Source organism: Arthrobacter sp. 35/47 (genome assembly GCF_000520475.1).
GTDB classification, from domain to species: domain Bacteria; phylum Actinomycetota; class Actinomycetes; order Actinomycetales; family Micrococcaceae; genus Arthrobacter_D; species Arthrobacter_D subterraneus.
In genome coordinates this window covers 75,256-94,103 of sequence record NZ_KI914584.1, presented here as the reverse complement: position 1 = coordinate 94,103, position 18,848 = coordinate 75,256, and the positions used below count along the sequence as shown (strand labels likewise).

The window sequence follows — 18,848 nt, the reverse complement described above, 5'->3', positions numbered from 1 at the left end:
GCACCCGAAACCAACCAACCGATCGGCAGCAACCCGACACTGACTGAAGAACTCACCGAACGGCTGCCTCATGCAATCCGCCGGGAATTCCGCTCCTACCTCGCCGCCGCGGACCTAGATCACCCCGTGCGAGTGGAAGCTGACGTGGCCGAAGCAATGACAGCACCGTACCTCTGGCTGATCCGACGCATCGGGTCCGACGGGCTCTCCCTCACCGCTGCAGGCTGGCTGCCGCCGACCGTGGTCCGTGACGCAATGACCGCACTTGGCTGGGAAAAAGACTGGATCGGCAAAGCCAACCGCGAAGACCAGACTCTGCCCGTCCTCCAACTGCGTGAAAGCGCCCAGAGGCTCGGCCTCATCCGCAAAATCAAAGGCAAACTCGTCATCACATCCGCTGCTAAACGGCTGCTCGACGATCCCGGAGGACTCCGGTTATTCCTCGCCCGAGCGGTAGTCCACCGGCACCGTCATGATTCCGAGCGCGACGCCACGCTGCTACTCCTCCTCGAAATCGCTGCCGGGAAACGTACCGCATGGGACGACTACCTTGAAGCGGTCGCCTTCGGACTCAGCACGCTGGGCTGGAGCACCGGCCCGGGAGCCGAACTGGACCCGAGAACAATCCGAGGACTCCTCAGCAACACCAGAGAAGTCCTCCTCAACCTCGGCATCGTCGACGACCGCCGTGGGTTGGAAGCAAACATTGTCACCCCGCAAGCGCAAGCCTTCGCCCGCGCAGCCCTCCAGTCATAACCGCCCGCAACGCCACCAAAGCACCGAGCCGATCGCCAAGAATCGGCTGACCGCTCAAAGCAATAGCACTGGCAGGTCACGAATACACCGGCTCACCAGCAATGGATATCGTGCTCAGGAAGAGGCGCGAGTGTGAGGGCCGCTTCTCCCCCTGCACGGTGAAGCAGGCCGGTGCAGGAGAAGCGCCGCTATTGCTGGGGTTCGCCGGCAATGTTGATCAGCCAGGCGACTCCGAACTTGTCGGTGCACATGCCGAACCGGTCGCCCCAGGGCGCAACCTCAAGCGGAACGGTCACCGTGCCGTCTCCTGACAGACGTTCCCAGTAACCCCGCAGCTCGGCTTCATCCTCGCCGCTGAGCGAAATCGAAAACGTGTTCCCGGGGCGGTAGTCCATGCTGTTCGGCGTGTCGGTTGCCATGAGAACCATGCCGCTGTCCGTCGTCAGCATTCCGTGCATGATCTTGTCCAGCTCACTCTCGTCTTCACTGGCAGAAAAGTCCCGGAAGGTACTGAGCGCCAGTTCACCGCCGAAGACGGACTGGTAGTACGTCATGGCTTCCTTCGCTGTGTCACGGAAGCCAAGGTAAGGGTTAAGGCGTGTGCTCATAGCGGTCTCCTCGTTCGACGTCTGCACCGGCGCCCGGTGTCTTCAACCCGGGGCACACTTCCGGCGCGGTCCGTCACCATAGTGCACCACGAACAGGGCGCGGCGACCAGCAGCCGGCGGCGAACGGAATCAGGCTGTGGCAAACCGGCGCGCAGAACGCTCCCTCGCCTTGGCCGCTTCTTCTTCCCGGTCCTTGGGAGGAGCCGACGTGACCAGTTCGGACAGGAGCCGCTCGGTGATCGAACCGATCTCCTCCACCGCCCTGTCAAACGCCTCCTGGTTGGCCCGGGACGGCTTGGTGGCGCCACTGACCTTCCGCACATACTGAAGGGCCGCGGCGTGCACCTCATCGCTGGTAGCTGCCGGCTGGAAATTGGAAAGTGTCCTGATATTCCTGCACATGCTTCAAGGGTAGATCCACGCGGAGAGCTTGGAACAGATTCACCGGGGCTTTCTAGGCCGGTCAGGCGCAGGCCAGGCGCAGCGGATAGGCCGATTCTCCAGTCGAGAACCATTAGGCTGAGGGCATGAGGCGCGTAAATGCTGGCAGGCGGGACGGAGCCCGGCTAGGGTATCCGGCGTGGCTGGCCGCCGACGTCGTACTGATTTTGCTCTTTGCGATGCTGGGTCACCAGTCGCACTACGGCACGCTTTCCCCCGCCGGAATCGCGGGTACCGCGCTCCCCTTCCTCGCCGCCTATGGTGCAGCCACTGCAGCCCTGCGTCCCTGGCGACATCCCACCGCACTGATGCGCTGTGCCGTTCCGCTGTGGATCGGCACGTCAGCAGGCGGGCTGATCCTCCGTGTTCTTGCCGGGCAGGGCGCGGCGCTGTCGTTCCAGATCGTCGCGGTTTCCGTCCTGGGCCTGTTTCTCATCACCCCCCGCGTTCTTGCAGCGCTGGTGCGCCGTCGCCGCGTCCACTCACCCGCCATCCACTCCCCCAGCAAGAACCAAGGAGCACCGACATGATCACTGCGTTTGTACTCATCCAGACCGATGCCTCCCGGATCCCGGAATGCGCACAGGAAATTTCAGAACTCGAAGGCATCAGCGAGGTGTACTCGGTGACCGGCGAGTGGGACCTCATTGCCATCGCGCGCGTGAATCGGCACGAGGACCTCGCGGACGTTATTGCAGACCGGCTCTCGAAGGTTGACGGTGTGGAGTCGACGACGACCCACATCGCCTTTCGGTCGTACTCGAAACACGACCTCGACGCCGCCTTTTCCCTCGGATTCGAAGGCTGACCCCGGCGTTACTTGCCGGTGACCGCGATCCATCGATCGAGGGCTGCCTGCGCGGCGCCGGAATCGATGGATTCCTCGGCGCGGCGCATGTTGGCCCGGATGCGCTCCACGAGCGGCGCGGCGTGATCTGTATCCAGCGCCGTGAGGCCCGCGGCCGCGTTGAGGACAACGGCGTCGCGGACCGCCCCCTTCTCCCCTGCCAGCAGTGAGCGGACCACCCGCGCGTTGCTCTGGGCATCCGAGCCCCTCAGGGCCTCAACCGTGGCCACCGGCAATCCGAAATCCTCGGGATGGACCGTATGCTCGCTGATGGCCCCACCCCGGACTTCCCACACCGTGGAAGAACCGCTGGTGGTCAGTTTGTCGCGGCCGTCGCTGCCGCGAAACACCAGCGCCCGAACCCCCCTGACGGCGAGAACGCCCGCCATGAGCGGCGCCATCCGTTCGCTGGCGCAACCAAGCGCCTGCGCTTCGACGCCGGCCGGATTGCTGAGCGGGCCCAGGAAATTGAAGGCGGTCGAGACACCGAGCTCCCGGCGCGGCACAGCGACGTGCCTCATGGACGGATGGAACACCTGCGCAAAGCAGAAGGTGATGTTCGCCTCCTCCGCCGATCGGGCGACGTCGGCAACGGACAGATCCAGTCGCACGCCCAGCGCCTCAATGACGTCCGCGGCCCCGGACGATGAGGACGCACCGCGGTTACCATGCTTGATCACGCGGGCACCGGCTCCGACTGCCACCAGCGAGGACATGGTGGAGATATTCAGCGTGTTGAGCCCGTCTCCCCCGGTGCCGACGATATCCAGGGCCGGGCCCGCGACGTCGATCCGGTGCGCCCTGGCAAGCATGGCCTCGACCAATCCGGTGAGCTCCTCGACCGACTCGCCCTTGGCGCGCAGCCCCACAAGGAACCCTGCGATCTGGGCGTGGGACGCGACGCCCTCCATGATCGAGTCCATCGCCCATCGTGTTTGGGCAGCCGTAAGATCCCTGCCCTCGATGAGGTTCGAGATCAGCTGCGGCCAACTGATTGGCGGGGCTTCTGGATCGGAAAACGCGCTCACCCACCTAGGTTATCGACGAAATGTAGAAAGTCAGCACGTTGTTACTCCGCGCCGTTGCAGGCAACGGATGCCCCTGCGCAGCTGGAATGGCGCGCCGACCCCGTTTCGCATTGGTGAACTGGGAACTTTTAGAGACATAATGTCAGGGTGACGACAGCGACCCATGCCCCCAGCTCCACTGCGCATCCAACTCTGAACCGGCCGAATATGGTCTCGGTTGGCACGGTTGTATGGCTTTCCAGTGAACTTATGTTCTTCGCCGGACTATTCGCCATGTATTTCACATTGCGTTCCACCTCCGGCGAACTCTGGGCTGCCGAGACCGAGAAGCTGAATGTGCCCTTCGCCCTGATCAACACGATCATTCTCGTGTCCAGCTCCTTCACCTGCCAGATGGGTGTGTTCGCAGCGGAACGCCTCCAGCCGCGCAGGGTCGGCGGAGTCTTCAATATCGCCAAGTGGGGCATGGTCGAGTGGTATCTCCTGACCTTCCTGATGGGCTCGGTGTTCGTCGCTGTTCAGGCATACGAGTACGCGGAACTGGTCGCTGAAGGCATCACGCTGTCAGCCAACGCCTACGGCTCGTCCTTCTACATCACCACCGGATTCCACGGCCTGCACGTTATCGGAGGCTTGATCGCCTTCCTGTTCATCATCGGACGCGCGTACGCAGCCAAGCGGTTCGGTCACTTCGAAGCGACGTCGGCCATCGTCACCTCGTACTACTGGCACTTCGTTGACGTGGTGTGGATCGGGCTGTTCATCATCATCTACTTCTTGAAGTAGATTGCTCTTGAACCCTTTTCTACCCGGGGTAGAATTAGCGTGGCGGTCGTCAGGGTGGCTGACACCAACCGTGGAACGTACACAGGCAATAAAGAAGGCAGGAAACAGGACGTGAAGGCACTTTCGCAGAGGCGGCGTCACCCCCTGGCAGCAATAGCGCTGCTGCTCATGGGATTGTTGCTTACAGGTGGCATCTACGCCGTTGCAAGCGACGCGAACGAGGCCAAGGCCCAGACCACCGTTTCCGCCACCGACATCGAAGAGGGCGAGAAGCTTTTTGTCGCCAACTGCGCAACCTGCCATGGCATGGGAGCCGCGGGCACCGAGGACGGTCCGTCGCTGGTCGGCGTCGGGGCTGCATCCGTGGATTTCCAGGTGGGTACGGGACGCATGCCCCTCCAGATGCAGGGGCCCCAGGCGCTGCAGAAGCCGGTTCAGTTCACTGACGAGCAGATCCAGCAGATGGCCGCCTACGTTGCCTCGCTGGGCGCTGGCCCTGCCATCCCGGATGAAGAACTCCTCGACACTTCAGGCGAGGGAGTGGATCCGGCAGCCGGTGGTGAACTGTTCCGCGTGAACTGCGCCATGTGCCACAACGCTGCTGCTGCGGGCGGCGCACTGACCCGCGGCAAGTTCGCTCCCGGCCTTGACGGCGTGAGCGAGAAGCACATCTACGAGGCCATGGTCACCGGGCCGCAGAACATGCCTGTATTCAGCGACGCGAACATCACTCCGGAAGACAAGCAGGACATCATTGCCTTCCTCAAGGTGATCGAGGAGCAGGGCTCCCCCGGCGGAGCCGATCTCGGCTCACTGGGACCCGTATCCGAAGGCTTGTTCATCTGGGTAGCCGGACTCGGAGTGATTATCGCTTTCACTGTCTGGCTCACGTCCCGCTCCTCGTAGCGGCCGGGCCTACCCGCAAGAATCAAATTACACAGGATTGATGAGTGAAGTTTCTAAAGAAGGATGAGAGGGATCATGGCCGACCATAGTCACGGCAGCCCGGACAACGCGGTTACCGTAGCTAAGCCTGGTCAGGGTGGCGTGCAGAAGTTCCAGGATCCTGGGCTCCCGCCGCACCGGCCGCGTTTGGCTGACACAGATCCCCGTGCAGAGAAGCGCGCGGAGCGTCAGGTGGGGGTGCTGTTCCTGCTCTCCATCTTCGGAACGCTGCTCTTCTTCTTCGGGTATTTCTTCATCCCGCTGGACCAGACGATCGGCACACTTCGCCTGCAGAACCTCCTGCTGGGACTGGGAACGGCCTTCGCAATGCTCGGTATCGGCGTTGGAATTGTGCACTGGGCCAAGACCCTCATGCCTGACCACGAGATCGCTGAAGACCGTCACGAAATCCGTCCCGAGGCAGACCGCGCCGACGCAGAGAAGATCGTCGGCGACATCCTGGAGGAGTCCGGGATCAAGCGGCGCCCGCTGATCCGGAACACCCTGCTCGGTGCGGGAATCCTTGCAATCTTTCCGGCCATTGCGATCTTCCGCGACCTCGGCCCGCTTCCCGGAGATGTACTTCGCCAGACCATGTGGGATGACGGCGTCCGACTGACCCGCGATCCCAGCGGTACTCCGATCAAGGCCTCGGACGTAACCATCGGCTCGGCGTTCCACGTGATTCCTGAGGGGCTCAACGAGTCCGAGCACAAGCTCGAGGAGAAGGCCAAGGCTGTGGTGCTCCTGATGCGCCTCAACCCCGAGTCCCTCAACCCTTCGCCCGGACGCGAAGACTGGGGTTACGAAGGCATTGTTGCCTACTCCAAAATCTGCACCCATGTGGGCTGCCCGGTAGCCCTTTACGAGCAGCAGACTCATCACCTGCTTTGTCCGTGCCATCAGTCCACCTTCGACCTCACGCAGGAGTGCAAGGTGATTTTCGGCCCGGCCGCACGTCCGCTTCCCCAGCTTCCCATCTCGGTGGATGAAGAAGGCTACCTGGTGGCGACGAGCGACTTCCAAGAACCCGTAGGACCAAGTTACTGGGAGCGTGGCTGACATGAGCAGCTCGGCAGCTGGACAGCAGTACCAGCCCAAGACCAGCGTCGGCAGGATCACCAATTTCGTTGACACCCGTGTCGGCGGATCCGCCATCGTGAAAGAGTTCGGACGCAAGATCTTCCCGGACCACTGGACGTTCATGTTCGGCGAGGTTGCGCTCTACTCCTTCGTCATTCTGTTGCTCTCGGGCACGTTCCTCACTTTCTTCTTTGACCCCTCAATGGCGGAGACCCACTACGACGGCAGCTACGTACCGTTGCGCGGCATTGAGATGTCAATGGCCTACGCCTCGTCGCTTGATATCTCATTTGATATCAGGGGCGGCTTGTTCATGCGGCAGGTCCACCACTGGTCGGCGCTCCTCTTTGTAGCGGCCGTCTCAGTGCACATGCTTCGTGTGTTCTTCACCGGTGCGTTCCGCCGCCCGCGTGAACTGAACTGGGTGATCGGCGGCGTCCTGCTGATCCTGGCTATGGCTGCCGGCTTCACCGGCTATTCCCTCCCGGATGATCTGCTGTCCGGCAACGGCCTGCGCATCATCGACGGTGTGGTGAAGTCGATTCCGGTGGTTGGCACCTACATCAGCTTTTTCCTCTTCGGCGGAGAGTTCCCCGGGACCGTGATCATCCCGCGGCTGTATGTTCTGCATATCCTGCTGATTCCGGCGCTGATCCTGCTGCTGATCGGGATTCACCTCTTCCTGGTGGTGGTCCACAAGCACACGCAGTTCCCCGGCCCGGGCCGCACCAATGACAACGTGGTTGGCTTCCCGGTTGGACCGGTATATGCGGCCAAGGCGGGTGGATTCTTCTTCATCGTCTTCGGCATCATCGCAGCCATCTCGGCGGCCTTCACGATCAACCCGATCTGGAACTACGGTCCCTATGACCCCTCCCCCGTGTCCGCCGGCACCCAGCCGGACTGGTACATCGGATGGGTCGACGGTGCGCTCCGGCTGATGCCCGGAGTGCTGGGCAACTTCCCGTTCGAATGGAACATTCCGTTCCCCTGGGGTACCAATACGCTCTCCCTGAACGTGCTGCTTCCGGCGCTCGTGCCCGCCGGCATCGTCTTCATGCTTCTGTTCGCCTGGCCCTGGATCGAAGCCTGGGTAACCAAGGACCGCCGCGAGAAGCACCTTCTCGATCGGCCGCGCAACGCTCCGACCCGCACCGGCATCGGTGTAGCCGGTGTTGTGTTCTACTGCGTGATGTGGGCAGCCGCCAGCTCCGACCTCATCGCCACGCACTTCATGGTCTCCCTGAACGATGTGACGTACTGGCTGCGGGCACTCCTGTTCATCGGCCCGGTCATAGGATTCATCGCAGCCCGACGCATTGCGCTTGCCCTCCAGCGCAAGGACCGCGAAATCGTCCTTCATGGACGTGAGACGGGACGGATTGTACGTCTTCCGCACGGCGAGTTCATCGAAGTGCATGAGCCGGTGGATGAGTACAAGCGCTACAAGCTGGTCAGCTTCGACTCCCCCGAAGTTCTGTCGGCACAGCCGGATGTCAACGGTCATGTACCCAAGGCTGAAAAGCGGCGTGCCTGGGCCTCACGTTTCTTCTTCGAGGACCGGGTTGCACCGGTTACCCCGGCGGAGCTTGAGCAGGCCCACTCGCATGGGCATCACGGCGAGGTGGCAAGCGAGCACGACAAGGCTGCCATCTCAAGCCACTAGTTTCGGATCAGTTGTAAAAGGATCGGCCACACCAGACGGTGTGGCCGATCCTTTTTGCCGTAGGACACCTCATCCCTGCGGTGTACTGCGGTACGTCGCGCTCGGCGATTCAACTGAACCGTTTGGCCGTGTAGGTCCTGGGCGTACGCACGCCGGGCCGCTGCAGCGGAACCCACAATTTGTACCTGTCCGCCCGATAATACGAAACCGAGTAATCAACCATCGCGCGGGCAACATAGGCGTGCCGCTGGATCTTCAGCAGCGGCGCACCCATTTCCACGTTCAGTAGCCGTGCAATGGACGGCGAGGCGGCCGTTGCCTCCACGGTATCCTCGCCCCATTCCATCACCAGTCCATACTTCTCACTGAGTACGTTATAGAGGGACGTGGGCGGCTCATCCTCAAGAATTCCGGGCACACGATGTGCCGGGATGAAGTTTTCATCAACGCTCATCGGTTCGCGGTCAGCCAGGAGTTGCCTGCGGAACCTGACGACCGGCGCCCCCTGCTCGATCTGGAGTTCCCTGGCGATAAGGGGCGTCGCTGCCATTTGTTCGAAGCTGAGCACCCTCGCATCGGGCACCATGCCGCGCCGGTGCATCTCCTCGCTGTAGGAGGTGAGCTTCATCTGCAGATCGAGCTTTGTGTGGGCCACGAAGGTTCCCAACCCGACGATCCGTTCCAGAACTTCCTCGGCTACCAGAGCATCTATTGCGTGGCGTACCGTCATGCGGGCAACCCCGAAGTGTTCCGTGAGCTTGCGTTCGGACGGGATCGCGGTTCCGGGCTCCGTATGCTCCGTGATGTACTGCCGCAGGGCCTCCCTGAGCTGCACGTGCTTGGCTCCGCTCCCGTCCAGAGTGGTGCGAAGCTCGCTGAGTTTGTTCCGCATGCTGGCTCCTCGATCTGCCACGGTGCGCAGGAGACTGGACCGGTCTGGTCAGTCCATTCTACGCGGCCGCCATGACGGAGATGCGAGGAGGAACGGCCCGTACCCGCCAGGGAAACGCAGAAGGGCCCGCACGCCAGGTGCGGACCCTTTACCGGTTAGAAAGAACGCGCCGATTAGTGCGCGTGGTCTCCCCTGCTGTATTCATAAACCCAACCGACAAGAGCGATTGCGGCGAGTCCGGCGGAGACGTAAAGAATCCACCAACCGGCGGCGAGGCCGAGGAACCCGCCGGCCGCAGAGAGCCCGAGTACCAGCGGCCACCAGCTCCACGGGCTGAAGTGTCCCTGCTCGCCGGAGCCCTCATGGATTTCCGCATCCCTGCGGTCCTCAGGACGCAGCCCTACGCGACGTCCGGTGAATCCCAGGTAGAACCCGATCATTCCGGCGAGGCCACCTACAAGGAGGATACCGAGAATGCCGACCCACTCGGACCAGTTGGTCAGGAATCCGTAGATCAGGGATACCGGGACAAAGAAGGGTACTCCCCAGAAGAAGAGCCGAGTTTCTACCTTCACTTACGCGTCCTTCCGATCAGCGGATCCCAGCAGCTGGCCTGCCGGTGAATGGGGTGTATGCCATTGCGCGAGCTCCGGGTGGTGCAGGTCAAGCGCGGGCCGCTCCGAACGGATGCGGGGCAGCGAGGTGAAGTTGTGCCGCGGCGGCGGGCAGGACGTTGCCCATTCGAGCGAGGCCCCGAATCCCCAGGGATCGTCAACTTCAACCTTGGTGCCGCTGCGCCACGTCACGTAAACGTTCCAGAAGAACGGAATCAGTGAGGCACCGAGCACAAAGGAAGCGATGGTCGAGAACTGGTTCATTGCGGTGAACATGTCCTCGGGCAGGTAGTCGGCGTACCGGCGCGGCATACCGATGACTCCAAGCCAGTGCTGGATCAGGAAGGTCCCGTGGAAGCCGAGGAACAGGAGCCAGAAGTGGATCTTTCCCAGGCGCTCGTTCAGCATCTTGCCGGTCCACTTCGGCCACCAGAAGTAGAACCCGGCGAACATCGCAAATACCACGGTGCCGAAGACCACGTAGTGGAAGTGGGCCACCACGAAGTACGTATCGGACACATGGAAGTCCAGCGGCGGTGAGGCCAGGATAATTCCGGTCAACCCGCCGAAGAGGAAGGTCACGAGGAAGCCGAGGCTCCAGAGCATGGGGGTCTCGAACGTAATCGAGCCGCGCCACATTGTGCCGATCCAGTTGAAGAACTTCACGCCCGTCGGCACCGCGATCAGCATGGTCATGAAGGCGAAGAACGGCAGGAGCACCGCGCCGGTCACGTACATGTGGTGGGCCCATACCGTCACCGACAGAGCAGCGATCGCGATCGTAGCGTACACGAGACCCTTGTAGCCGAAGATCGGTTTACGGCTGAAAACCGGGAAGATCTCGGACACGATGCCGAAGAACGGCAGGGCGATGATGTACACCTCGGGATGCCCGAAGAACCAGAAGAGGTGCTGCCACAGGATGGCGCCCCCATTGTCCGGGTCGAAGATGTGCGCCCCGAACCGGCGATCGGCTCCCAGAGCAAACAGCGCGGCCGCCAGCGGCGGGAAGGCCATCAGCACGAGAATGGACGTGACCAGGGCGTTCCAGGTGAAGATCGGCATGCGCCACATCGTCATGCCCGGAGCACGCATACAGATGATCGTGGTGATGAAGTTCACGGCGCCCAAGATGGTGCCGAAGCCCGATAACGCCAGGCCAAAGACCCACAGGTCCCCACCCACTCCGGGTGAGAATGTTGTATTGGACAGCGGCGCATAAGCGAACCAGCCGAACGATGCGGCGCCCTGCGGGGTGATGAAGCCGGACACCGCGATAGTGCTGCCGAACAGGAAGAACCAGAACGCCAGGGCATTCAGGCGCGGGAAGGCAACGTCCGGTGCACCGATCTGGAGCGGCATGATGACGTTGGTGAAGCCCGCGAACAACGGCGTTGCAAACATCAGCAGCATCACCGTGCCGTGCATGGTGAACAGCTGGTTGTACTGCTCCTTGGTCTGCAGGATCTGCATCCCCGGCTCGAAGAGTTCGGCGCGGATGACCAGCGCCATCACGCCGCCCAGGCAGAAGAAGACAAACGACGCGATCAGGTACATGTACCCGATGGTCTTGTGGTCAGTGGAGGTTATCCAGTTGACGACGATCCGGCCCTTGGACCGCGGGACCACCCGGGGTGCAACGGTAGTGCCGGCGTCCTCGGCGGTGTATTCGTAAGTAGACATCTAATTAATCCTGCCCAATTTGCTCGTCAGCTCCGCTGGGGCTTTCGCCGGTCACAGTCTGCGGATTACGGTCATACTCTTCGCCCAGCTGGCCATCCTCGAGGGTTTCCAGATGCGCTTCGTATTCCTCTTCGGAAACAACCGCCACGTTGAACAGCATTTCCGAGTGGTATTCGCCGCACAGTTCGGCGCACTTGCCCTCGAAGAGGCCTTCACGGGTGGGAGTGAGAGTGATGTAGTTTTCGCGCTCGGGGATCATGTCCCGCTTCTGCAGGAAGGCCGGGATCCAGAACGAGTGGATGACGTCCCGGGCGTTGAGCCGGAATTCGACGGTCTGATCGACGGGTAGGTAGAGCGTCGGCAGCGTCTCGGGTACGCCAGGCTCGCCGTCAAGCTGGGCCTGGACACCGGCGTCGTACTTGTCCTCAAGGACGTAGTTGAAGTCCCAGGACCACTGCTTTCCGCGGACGTCGATGATCACGTCCGGTTCCTCGACGCGGGTGTCGATGGCCTGCTGGTCGCGGTCGGTGAAGTAGAAGAACACCAGGACCATGAACAGAGGGATGGTCAGGTAGAACACTTCCAGCGGAAGGTTGTAGCTGATCTGGCGCGGATAGCCCGTTTCATTACGACGGCGGCGGTAGGCCACGATGCACCAGATGATCAGCCCCCAGGTGATGACACCCACCACCAGGGCAGCGATCCAGGAGTTGACCCACAGGTCAATGATCCGGCCGGTGTGGTCGGTGTTGTCGCGCTCAGCGGGCAACCAACCTTTTTGGACTTCTGATGAACAACCAGACAAGAACAGCGCAGCCACGACCACGAGGCTTGAGACCTTGAAAATCCTTGCGCGTCGGCTGTCGGTTCGGTCCTGCGAACTCACAGACGGCCCTTCCTTTTCTTACGTGCGGTGCCACCGACGGTGGCAGCATCTCCGGTGCACGCCGCTGCTCAAGCCGGAACTCAAACGCGATGCACTTTCAGTTTTACTACTCACTGTAGAGCTTACCCGCAACGGTAGCCATCCTGTGACAGGAAAGCCCCCGTCACGTACCGTTTCGGATACATGACGGGGGCTTTGACACCTGCCCTTTGACGGGCTGTCAGTGGAAGGAATCGCCGCACGCGCAGGAACCGCCAGCGTTCGGGTTGTCGATCGTGAAACCCTGCTTCGAGATGGTGTCCTCGAAATCGATGGACGCACCGGCCAGGTATGGCACGCTCATCCGGTCGACGATCACCTCAACACCGTCGAAATCCCGGACGGCGTCCCCGTCCAGCACCCGCTCATCGAAGTACAGCTGATAAATCAGGCCCGAGCATCCACCGGGCTGGACAGCTACCCGGAGCCGCAGGTCGGTACGCCCCTCCTGCTCCAGCAGGCTTCGCACCTTGCCGGCGGCGACATCGGACAGGTTCACTTCATGGACCGGCAGTTCGGTGTCTGCGGCCGTCTCGGTGGTCGGTTCGCTTGTTGATGTGCTCATGTGTGCGTTCTCCTTAGCTTTGTGCCTGCCGGGCCGGCTCTCGCGCCGGCGAACACGACGCCGGGCGGCATATGGCTAGCGCCTCGCAGCGCTGTCCATTCCATGGTACGTCCGGTGCTCATGGGCTGCCCAGCTGTGTAACGAACCATGCACTTCAAACATTCCGGGGTGCCCCGACATTGAGCCGTGCAAGCATCAGCGCTTCTGCGAGCACCGCCCGCCGGAACTCGCCGAGGTGCAGCGATTCGTTGGCGCTGTGCGCCCGCGAATCCGGATCCTCCACACCGGTCACCAGAATCTGCGCCTCCGGATAGATCTCGGTGAGGTCGGCAATGAACGGGATGGATCCGCCAATTCCGGTCTCGACGGCGTCCGTTCCCCAGGCGGCCCCCAATGCCCACAGGGCGATTTGGGCGGCAGGGCGGTCTGTGTCGGTCGCGAAAGGATTCCCGGATTCTCCGGGGGTGAAGTTGACCGTGGCGCCGAATGGCGCGTGCTTGCTCACGTGCCGTTCGACAGCCGCCATCGCCTCCCGGGGATCCTGGCCGGGCGCAAGCCGGAGACTGAATTTCGCCCGGGCAGAAGGCAGCAGAGTGTTTGATGAAACCGCCACGCCGGGAGCATCGATGCCGATGATCGAGAGTGCGGGCTTGGTCCACAGACGGGACGCGAGGGAGCCCGTGCCTGCGAGCCGGACTCCGTCCAGCACTGAGGCATCGGCCCGATAATCTGCCTCCGGGTACTCAACCCCCGCCGAATCGGAGGCGACGAGCCCTTCGATGGCCACGCTGCCGTCGTCGTCGTGCAGGGATGCGATGAGGCGGGCCAGCAGGGTGGGCGCGTCCAGAACAGGACCGCCGAACATGCCTGAATGCACTGCGTGTTCAAGGACGCGGACCTCGATGGTGCCGTCCACCAGGCCGCGCAGGCTGGTTGTCAGCGCCGGTACCCCGACCTTCCAGTTGCTTGAGTCGGCGACAACGATGACATCCGAACGGAGCAGTTCACGGTGCTCCTCCAGGAACCGGCGGAAGGTGGGAGACCCGGCCTCCTCCTCCCCCTCGATGAACAGCGTGACGCCCACGCCGAAGTCTTCGCCGAGTACCTCGGTGATGGCCCGGATTGCCGCGACGTGCGCCAGGATGCCAGCCTTGTCATCCGCTGCTCCCCTGCCGTACAGCCTCCCATTGCGCTCCTGGGCTGCGAACGGCTCGGTTTCCCACAGCTCTGCCGCACCAGGCGGCTGAACGTCGTGGTGTGCATACAGCAGGACGGTCGGCTTACCGGCAGCGGCCGGTCGCCGCGCCACCACTGCCGGGCCGCCCTGCACACCGCCGTTCTCGACGCGGAGGATCCTGACGTCTTCAATGCCCGTTGACCGCACGAGGTCTGCCACGGCTTCAGCGCTGCGGTCGAGTTCCGCCGGATCGAACGCATCCCAGGCGATGCCCGGGATGGCAACGAGCGATTTCAGCTCATCCACGGTCCGGGGGAACTCGGAGTCCACGCAGGAACGCAGGGCAGCAACGATGGTGTCCGGCAGGGCATCAGTAGATAGCTTGTTCATGCATTTGAGCGTACACAGCCGGGCGGAAGCGCGACCGCCTGGGGCGGGTATCCTAGAAAGGTGTTTGGACGAAAAAAAGACGCTGCACTTGCCGAGAATCCCACTGCGCCCGCCGCCGATGACGCACGCCCGAAGGTGACCGGGAAAGGCGCGCCGACGCCCAAACGCAGCGCCCAGGTTGCAGCACGCAAGCGCCCGCTGGTTCCGAATGACCGGAAGGCGGCGCGCGAGGCGAACCGCCTGGCCCGCCGGGAGGAACAGCTTCGCATGCGCCGGGCGCTTGAGAACGGTGACGAACGGCACCTGCCTTTCCGCGACAAGGGCCCCGCACGCCGCTACGTCCGTGACTACGTTGATGCGCGGTGGAACGTGGCCGAGTTCCTGATGTTCGCCGCCCTGGTCTTCGTGTTCCTCAGTTTCATCCCGAACCTGACGCTTCAGGGATACATCATGCTCACGTTCTGGGTGATCATCGTCGCCGTCGTGATGGACTGCCTGCTCCTCCGCCGCAAGCTCAAGGTCCGGCTGACGGAGAAATTCGGTGAACCCGGCCGGGGTGACCTCTGGTACGGCATTTCCCGCGCCATGCAGATCCGGCGTCTCCGGTTGCCCAAGCCCCAGGTCGGCCGCGGGGAATTTCCTGCCTGATCCGTCGGCTCGACCCGTTCAGCCCCTCAGCGTGCCCCGTTCGCGAGGCCACGGTTGATTGACGAGGCCCAGAACGGTCCCTCGTACAGGAACGCTGTATAGCCCTGAACGAGGGTGGCCCCGGCCTCCAGTCGCTGCCTGACGTCGTCGGCGGTTTCAACTCCCCCCACCGAAATGAGGGCGAGATCCGGCCCGGCGGCCTGCCGCAGCCTGGTCAGTACCTCCAGCGAGCGGTTCTTCAGAGGAGCACCGCTCAGACCGCCGACACCGCAGGCCATCACCGTCTCCGGGTCAGTAACCAGACCCTCACGCGTGATGGTGGTATTGGTGGCGATGATGCCCTCCAACTCCAGCTCCAGCGCAAGCGCTGCAACCTCCTCAATGTCCTCATTGCTCAGATCCGGCGCGATCTTCACCAGCAGCGGAACGTGTCTGCCGGCACTTTCGTCAGCGGCTTTGCGGACAGCCTTCAGCAAGGGCCGGAGGGAGCGGACACTCTGCAAGAGCCGCAGGCCGGGAGTGTTCGGCGAACTGACATTCACCACGAGGTAGTCGGCGACGGGCGCCAGAGCCTGGGCGGAAACGCGGTAATCGGCGATGGCGTCGCGGAGATCCACCGTCTTGGTCTTGCCGATATTGACTCCGATGACCGGGCGCAGGTCCGGGTACCGGCGCTGTAGGGCCTTCCGGGCTGCTGCGATCCGCGGGGCGACAGCGGCCGCACCGTCATTGTTGAAGCCCATGCGGTTGATGACAGCGCGGTCCTTGACCAGCCGGAACAGACGGGGCTTCGGGTTGCCCGGCTGAGCCTGCCCTGTGATGGTGCCCACTTCGATGTGCCCGAATCCAAGGTCCGTCAGCGCCACGATGCCGTGGCCCTCCTTGTCGAAACCGGCTGCCAGCCCGAACGGCGATGGGAAGGTGACGCCGAAAGCCGTGGTGCGCAGTTCGGGTGAAGCCCGCGTGAGGCGGCGCAGCACGCTGCCCGCAGGAGTGCTGCCGGTCCAGCGGATCAGCCGGAAACCGATCCGGTGCGCGCGTTCAGGGTCCATACCGCTGAACACGACGCGGAAGAAGGCAGGGTAAATACGCATGAACCAAAGTTGCCACGGCGCCTGCCGCTTCACCAAGTTGATGCCGGCGTCGATATCCTCGATCAATGGGCATCAACTGGCAGCCGGATCATTTGGGTGACGGCTTCGCGCTCACGGAGCTCGACCTTGGCGCCGACGAGGAAGGCCCCTGCGTAGCGACGCTGGTCTCCTATACCCCGCCTGCGGTCACCGAACCGCGTGATCTGCGCACCACGGCACGCAGGATGATGCACCGGCTCGGTCTACGCCCTGAGCTGCCGGATCCGATACAGGCTGTGCTCTATGTGCACGGCTGGAGCGACTACTTTTTCCAGCACGAGCTCGCGCATTTCTTCACCGAACGCGGTATCGCCTTCTACGCGCTGGACCTGCGGAAATTCGGCCGCAGCCTCCGGGACTGGCAGACCCCCGGTTACGTGACGGACCTGTCAGCGTACGACGACGACATCAACGCCGCGCTCGCGGCGCTCACCGCCGACATCGAAGTGCGGACTGGGGCACCGCCGTCGGGCATCTCGCTCATGGCGCATTCGACCGGTGCCCTTGTCGCCTCCCTGTGGGCGCACCGCTTTCCAGGCCGGGTGACCGCCCTGATGCTGAACAGCCCCTGGCTCGATATCCAGGGCAGCGCCATCCTCCGCACAACCACCCAGGGCCTGTTGGAACCGATCACCCGTTTCCGCCCCAAGGCACGGCTCAAGCTTCCGGAATTCGGTTTCTACTGGCGAAGCATCAGCAATCAGGCCGACGGCGAATGGGAACTGAACGGACTCTGGCGTCCGCAGTTCGGTTTTCCCATCCGCGCGGGTTGGCTGACCGCGGTGCTCAACGGGCATGGGCAGGTGCGGCGCGGACTGTCCATTGAGGTCCCCATCCTGGTGCTGGCCTCCGCACGCTCAACCATCAGCCCGGTATGGAATGAGGCGATGCTCTCCTCGGACAGCGTGCTGGACGTGACGGTGATGACGCAGCGCGCTCTCCAGCTCGGTCCGCATGTCACCGTGTGCCGGTTCGACGGCGCGCTGCATGACACGCTGCTGTCCGCCGGGCCGGTGAGGCAACAGGTCTACACGGCGATCGACCGCTGGATTGGCTGCTACGGCAGGCCGGCGCAGTGCTGAGGTCAGGTCCTGGCCCTGTCAACCGCTCCACCGTAGCGCCGGTCGCGGGAGGCGTATTCCTCGACAGCCCTCCACAGGGTGCGGCGGTCGACGTCAGGCCACAGCACGTCCATGAACACCATTTCCGCGTACGCCGACTGCCACAGCATGAAGTTGGAGGTGCGCTGCTCCCCGGAGGTACGCAGGAACAGGTCGACGTCAGGGAGGTCCGGCTCGTCCAGATAGCGCTGGACGGTGTTCTCGGAGACGGACGAGGCCCTGAGCCTGCCGGCTGCCACGTCCTCGGCGATGGCACGCGCGGCATCGGCGATCTCAGCACGTCCCCCGTAGTTCACGCACATGGTCAGCGTGCAGACCGAGTTGGACCGGGTGCGCTCCTCAGCCACCTCGAGTTCATTGATGACCGAGCGCCAGAGCCGCGGGCGGCGGCCTGCCCACCGGATCCGCACGCCCCATTCATTCAGCTGGTCACGTTGCCGCCTCAGGACGTCCCGGCTGAATCCCATGAGGAACCGCACCTCTTCCGGGGAGCGTTTCCAGTTTTCGGTGGAGAACGCATAGACGCTGACATGGCTCACCCCGATGTCGATCGCACCGGCGATGACGTCGAGGAGTGCTGCCTCACCGGCCCGGTGCCCCTCCGTGCGCGGCAACCCGCGCTCATTGGCCCACCGTCCGTTGCCGTCCATGACGATCGCAACGTGGGCCGGAACCAGTTCAGCAGGTAGCGGCGGCGGGACCGCACCGCTGGGATGCGGCCAGGGCTGCACCGGCACGCTGGGGGATGTTGTCACACACGCTCCACATGTTTGAGAGACTTTACTGCTCGTTCCAGATGCCACTGTACGTAGGCGGCAACCAGTCCCGCACTCTCCCGCCGGGCGGAATCCACGGCTGCGTCCGCCACCGGCCAGTCGCCTGAGAGGAGTGCGCCCAGAAGGATCATGGTCTCCGGCGATGGGGAGGCCGCACCGGGGGGCCGGCACGAGGCGCACACCGCACCGCCCAGTGCAGCCGAGAACGCCGTATGGGGCCCGGGCGCGCCGCACCGCGCACAGTCGGTGAAGCTCGGCGCCCAACCGGCCGTGGAAAGAGCACGAAGGAGGTAGGAGTCGAGAATCAGCTCGGCTGGATGGAGGCCCCTGCTGAGCGCGGACAAGGCGCCGATCACGAGCCCGTACTGGGCGCCGGCGGATTCGCCGTCCGCGTCTGTCAGCTTCTCTGCAGTCTCGGCGATCGCCGCGGCGGCCGTATAGCGCGAATAGTCGGCGGCGATCCCGTGCCCATAAGCGCCGCGCGTCTGCGCCTGCGTCACGACGTCGAGAGTGCGCCCGGCGACAAGCTGCAGGTCGACTGTCATAAAGGGTTCAAGCCGGGCACCGAACTTGCTGCTGGTCCGGCGTACGCCCTTCGCGACGGCGCGCACCTGACCGTGTTCGCGCGTCAGGAGCACGATGATGCGGTCGGCCTCACCGAGCTTGTAGGTGCGCAGCACGACACCTTCTGCGCGATAGCTCCGCGACGCGAATGAATTGGGCACGTCTTATTTTCCCACTCGCCGGGCCGGGCACGGCCTTCG

Annotated in this window: 20 protein-coding genes and 1 pseudogene; 9 read left to right on the top strand and 12 right to left on the bottom strand. The window is 63.2% G+C overall.

Annotated elements, in window-relative coordinates; genetic code table 11:
- A pseudogene (locus X803_RS20900) lies at nt 1-756 on the top strand (plasmid pRiA4b ORF-3 family protein); the annotation flags it as partial.
- Nucleotides 757-944: 188 nt separating this feature from the next.
- Here the strand turns inward: X803_RS20900 and X803_RS0103505 are convergent.
- Both X803_RS0103505 and X803_RS0103500 read right to left on the bottom strand, forming a co-directional pair.
- Nucleotides 945-1,364 carry a VOC family protein gene (locus X803_RS0103505; protein WP_026544052.1) on the bottom strand — a complete coding sequence of 140 codons (420 nt, stop codon included), beginning with the start codon at nt 1,362-1,364 and terminating at the stop codon, nt 945-947.
- Between the two features lie 129 nt (nt 1,365-1,493).
- Nucleotides 1,494-1,766, bottom strand: coding sequence for a DUF2277 domain-containing protein (locus tag X803_RS0103500; RefSeq protein ID WP_026544051.1), 273 nt, complete (start codon nt 1,764-1,766; stop codon nt 1,494-1,496).
- A 125-nt stretch (nt 1,767-1,891) separates the two neighbouring features.
- Between X803_RS0103500 and X803_RS17545 the strand changes: the two genes are divergently transcribed.
- Together X803_RS17545 and X803_RS0103490 are read left to right on the top strand one after the other, a co-directional pair.
- Nucleotides 1,892-2,335 (top strand): DUF3054 domain-containing protein, encoded by a 444-nt coding sequence (locus tag X803_RS17545; RefSeq protein WP_084033335.1) that lies wholly within the window; start codon nt 1,892-1,894, stop codon nt 2,333-2,335.
- Complete coding sequence (locus X803_RS0103490) at nt 2,332-2,613, top strand: Lrp/AsnC family transcriptional regulator (RefSeq protein WP_026544050.1); 282 nt, start codon at nt 2,332-2,334, stop codon at nt 2,611-2,613. The genes X803_RS17545 and X803_RS0103490 overlap by 4 nt, the downstream gene beginning before the upstream one ends.
- Before the next feature lie 8 nt (nt 2,614-2,621).
- Here X803_RS0103490 and trpD read toward each other — a convergent pair whose 3' ends face one another.
- Entirely contained in the window at nt 2,622-3,680 is a 1,059-nt protein-coding gene (trpD, locus tag X803_RS0103485) for an anthranilate phosphoribosyltransferase (protein ID WP_026544049.1), read from the bottom strand.
- Between the two features lie 147 nt (nt 3,681-3,827).
- Here trpD and X803_RS0103480 point away from each other — a divergent pair, with 147 nt between their 5' ends.
- The 4 genes from X803_RS0103480 (at nt 3,828) to X803_RS0103465 (ending at nt 8,160) form a co-directional block, all read left to right on the top strand.
- Entirely contained in the window at nt 3,828-4,466 is a 639-nt protein-coding gene (locus tag X803_RS0103480; RefSeq protein ID WP_035777790.1) for an aa3-type cytochrome oxidase subunit III, read from the top strand.
- Nucleotides 4,467-4,577: 111 nt separating this feature from the next.
- A complete protein-coding gene (locus X803_RS0103475; protein WP_026544047.1) occupies nt 4,578-5,372 on the top strand; it encodes a cytochrome bc1 complex diheme cytochrome c subunit in 795 nt (264 codons plus the stop codon).
- A gap of 75 nt (nt 5,373-5,447) precedes the next feature.
- The gene (locus tag X803_RS0103470) at nt 5,448-6,473 is read left to right on the top strand and encodes a cytochrome bc1 complex Rieske iron-sulfur subunit (protein ID WP_026544046.1); all 1,026 of its coding nucleotides are present in this window, start codon (nt 5,448-5,450) and stop codon (nt 6,471-6,473) included.
- A 1-nt stretch (nt 6,474) separates the two neighbouring features.
- Nucleotides 6,475-8,160 carry a cytochrome bc1 complex cytochrome b subunit gene (locus tag X803_RS0103465; protein ID WP_026544045.1) on the top strand — a complete coding sequence of 562 codons (1,686 nt, stop codon included), beginning with the start codon at nt 6,475-6,477 and terminating at the stop codon, nt 8,158-8,160.
- A gap of 109 nt (nt 8,161-8,269) precedes the next feature.
- On the opposite strand, the gene X803_RS0103460 is transcribed toward X803_RS0103465, so the two are convergent.
- The 6 genes from X803_RS0103460 to X803_RS0103435 form a co-directional block, all read right to left on the bottom strand.
- Nucleotides 8,270-9,052 (bottom strand): GntR family transcriptional regulator, encoded by a 783-nt coding sequence (locus X803_RS0103460; protein ID WP_026544044.1) that lies wholly within the window; start codon nt 9,050-9,052, stop codon nt 8,270-8,272.
- A 173-nt stretch (nt 9,053-9,225) separates the two neighbouring features.
- Nucleotides 9,226-9,627 (bottom strand): cytochrome c oxidase subunit 4, encoded by a 402-nt coding sequence (locus X803_RS0103455; protein ID WP_026544043.1) that lies wholly within the window; start codon nt 9,625-9,627, stop codon nt 9,226-9,228.
- On the bottom strand, nt 9,628-11,349 hold the full coding sequence (gene ctaD / locus X803_RS0103450; protein ID WP_026544042.1) for an aa3-type cytochrome oxidase subunit I: 1,722 nt from the start codon (nt 11,347-11,349) through the stop codon (nt 9,628-9,630).
- A gap of 4 nt (nt 11,350-11,353) precedes the next feature.
- A complete protein-coding gene (coxB, locus tag X803_RS17540) occupies nt 11,354-12,235 on the bottom strand; it encodes an aa3-type cytochrome oxidase subunit II (RefSeq protein ID WP_051470412.1) in 882 nt (293 codons plus the stop codon).
- A 220-nt stretch (nt 12,236-12,455) separates the two neighbouring features.
- Nucleotides 12,456-12,839 carry a HesB/IscA family protein gene (locus tag X803_RS0103440; protein ID WP_026544041.1) on the bottom strand — a complete coding sequence of 128 codons (384 nt, stop codon included), beginning with the start codon at nt 12,837-12,839 and terminating at the stop codon, nt 12,456-12,458.
- A gap of 154 nt (nt 12,840-12,993) precedes the next feature.
- Nucleotides 12,994-14,406, bottom strand: coding sequence for a dipeptidase (locus tag X803_RS0103435; RefSeq protein ID WP_026544040.1), 1,413 nt, complete (start codon nt 14,404-14,406; stop codon nt 12,994-12,996).
- Nucleotides 14,407-14,466: 60 nt separating this feature from the next.
- On the opposite strand from X803_RS0103435, the gene X803_RS0103430 reads away from it, so the two are divergent.
- Nucleotides 14,467-15,054: a DUF3043 domain-containing protein gene (locus tag X803_RS0103430; RefSeq protein WP_026544039.1), complete on the top strand. Its 588-nt coding sequence runs from the start codon at nt 14,467-14,469 to the stop codon at nt 15,052-15,054.
- A 26-nt stretch (nt 15,055-15,080) separates the two neighbouring features.
- Here the strand turns inward: X803_RS0103430 and X803_RS0103425 are convergent, their stop codons facing one another.
- Nucleotides 15,081-16,148 (bottom strand): quinone-dependent dihydroorotate dehydrogenase, encoded by a 1,068-nt coding sequence (locus X803_RS0103425; protein WP_026544038.1) that lies wholly within the window; start codon nt 16,146-16,148, stop codon nt 15,081-15,083.
- 65 nt (nt 16,149-16,213) lie between these two features.
- Here X803_RS0103425 and X803_RS17535 point away from each other — a divergent pair, with 65 nt between their 5' ends.
- The gene (locus X803_RS17535) at nt 16,214-17,269 is read left to right on the top strand and encodes an alpha/beta hydrolase (protein WP_035777788.1); all 1,056 of its coding nucleotides are present in this window, start codon (nt 16,214-16,216) and stop codon (nt 17,267-17,269) included.
- Nucleotides 17,270-17,271: 2 nt separating this feature from the next.
- Here the strand turns inward: X803_RS17535 and X803_RS0103415 are convergent, their stop codons facing one another.
- Both X803_RS0103415 and recO read right to left on the bottom strand, forming a co-directional pair.
- Nucleotides 17,272-18,063: an isoprenyl transferase gene (locus tag X803_RS0103415; protein ID WP_026544037.1), complete on the bottom strand. Its 792-nt coding sequence runs from the start codon at nt 18,061-18,063 to the stop codon at nt 17,272-17,274.
- Nucleotides 18,060-18,809 carry a DNA repair protein RecO gene (gene recO / locus X803_RS0103410; protein ID WP_026544036.1) on the bottom strand — a complete coding sequence of 250 codons (750 nt, stop codon included), beginning with the start codon at nt 18,807-18,809 and terminating at the stop codon, nt 18,060-18,062. Before recO ends, X803_RS0103415 begins: the two co-directional genes overlap by 4 nt.
- Between the last annotated feature and the right edge of the window lie 39 nt (nt 18,810-18,848).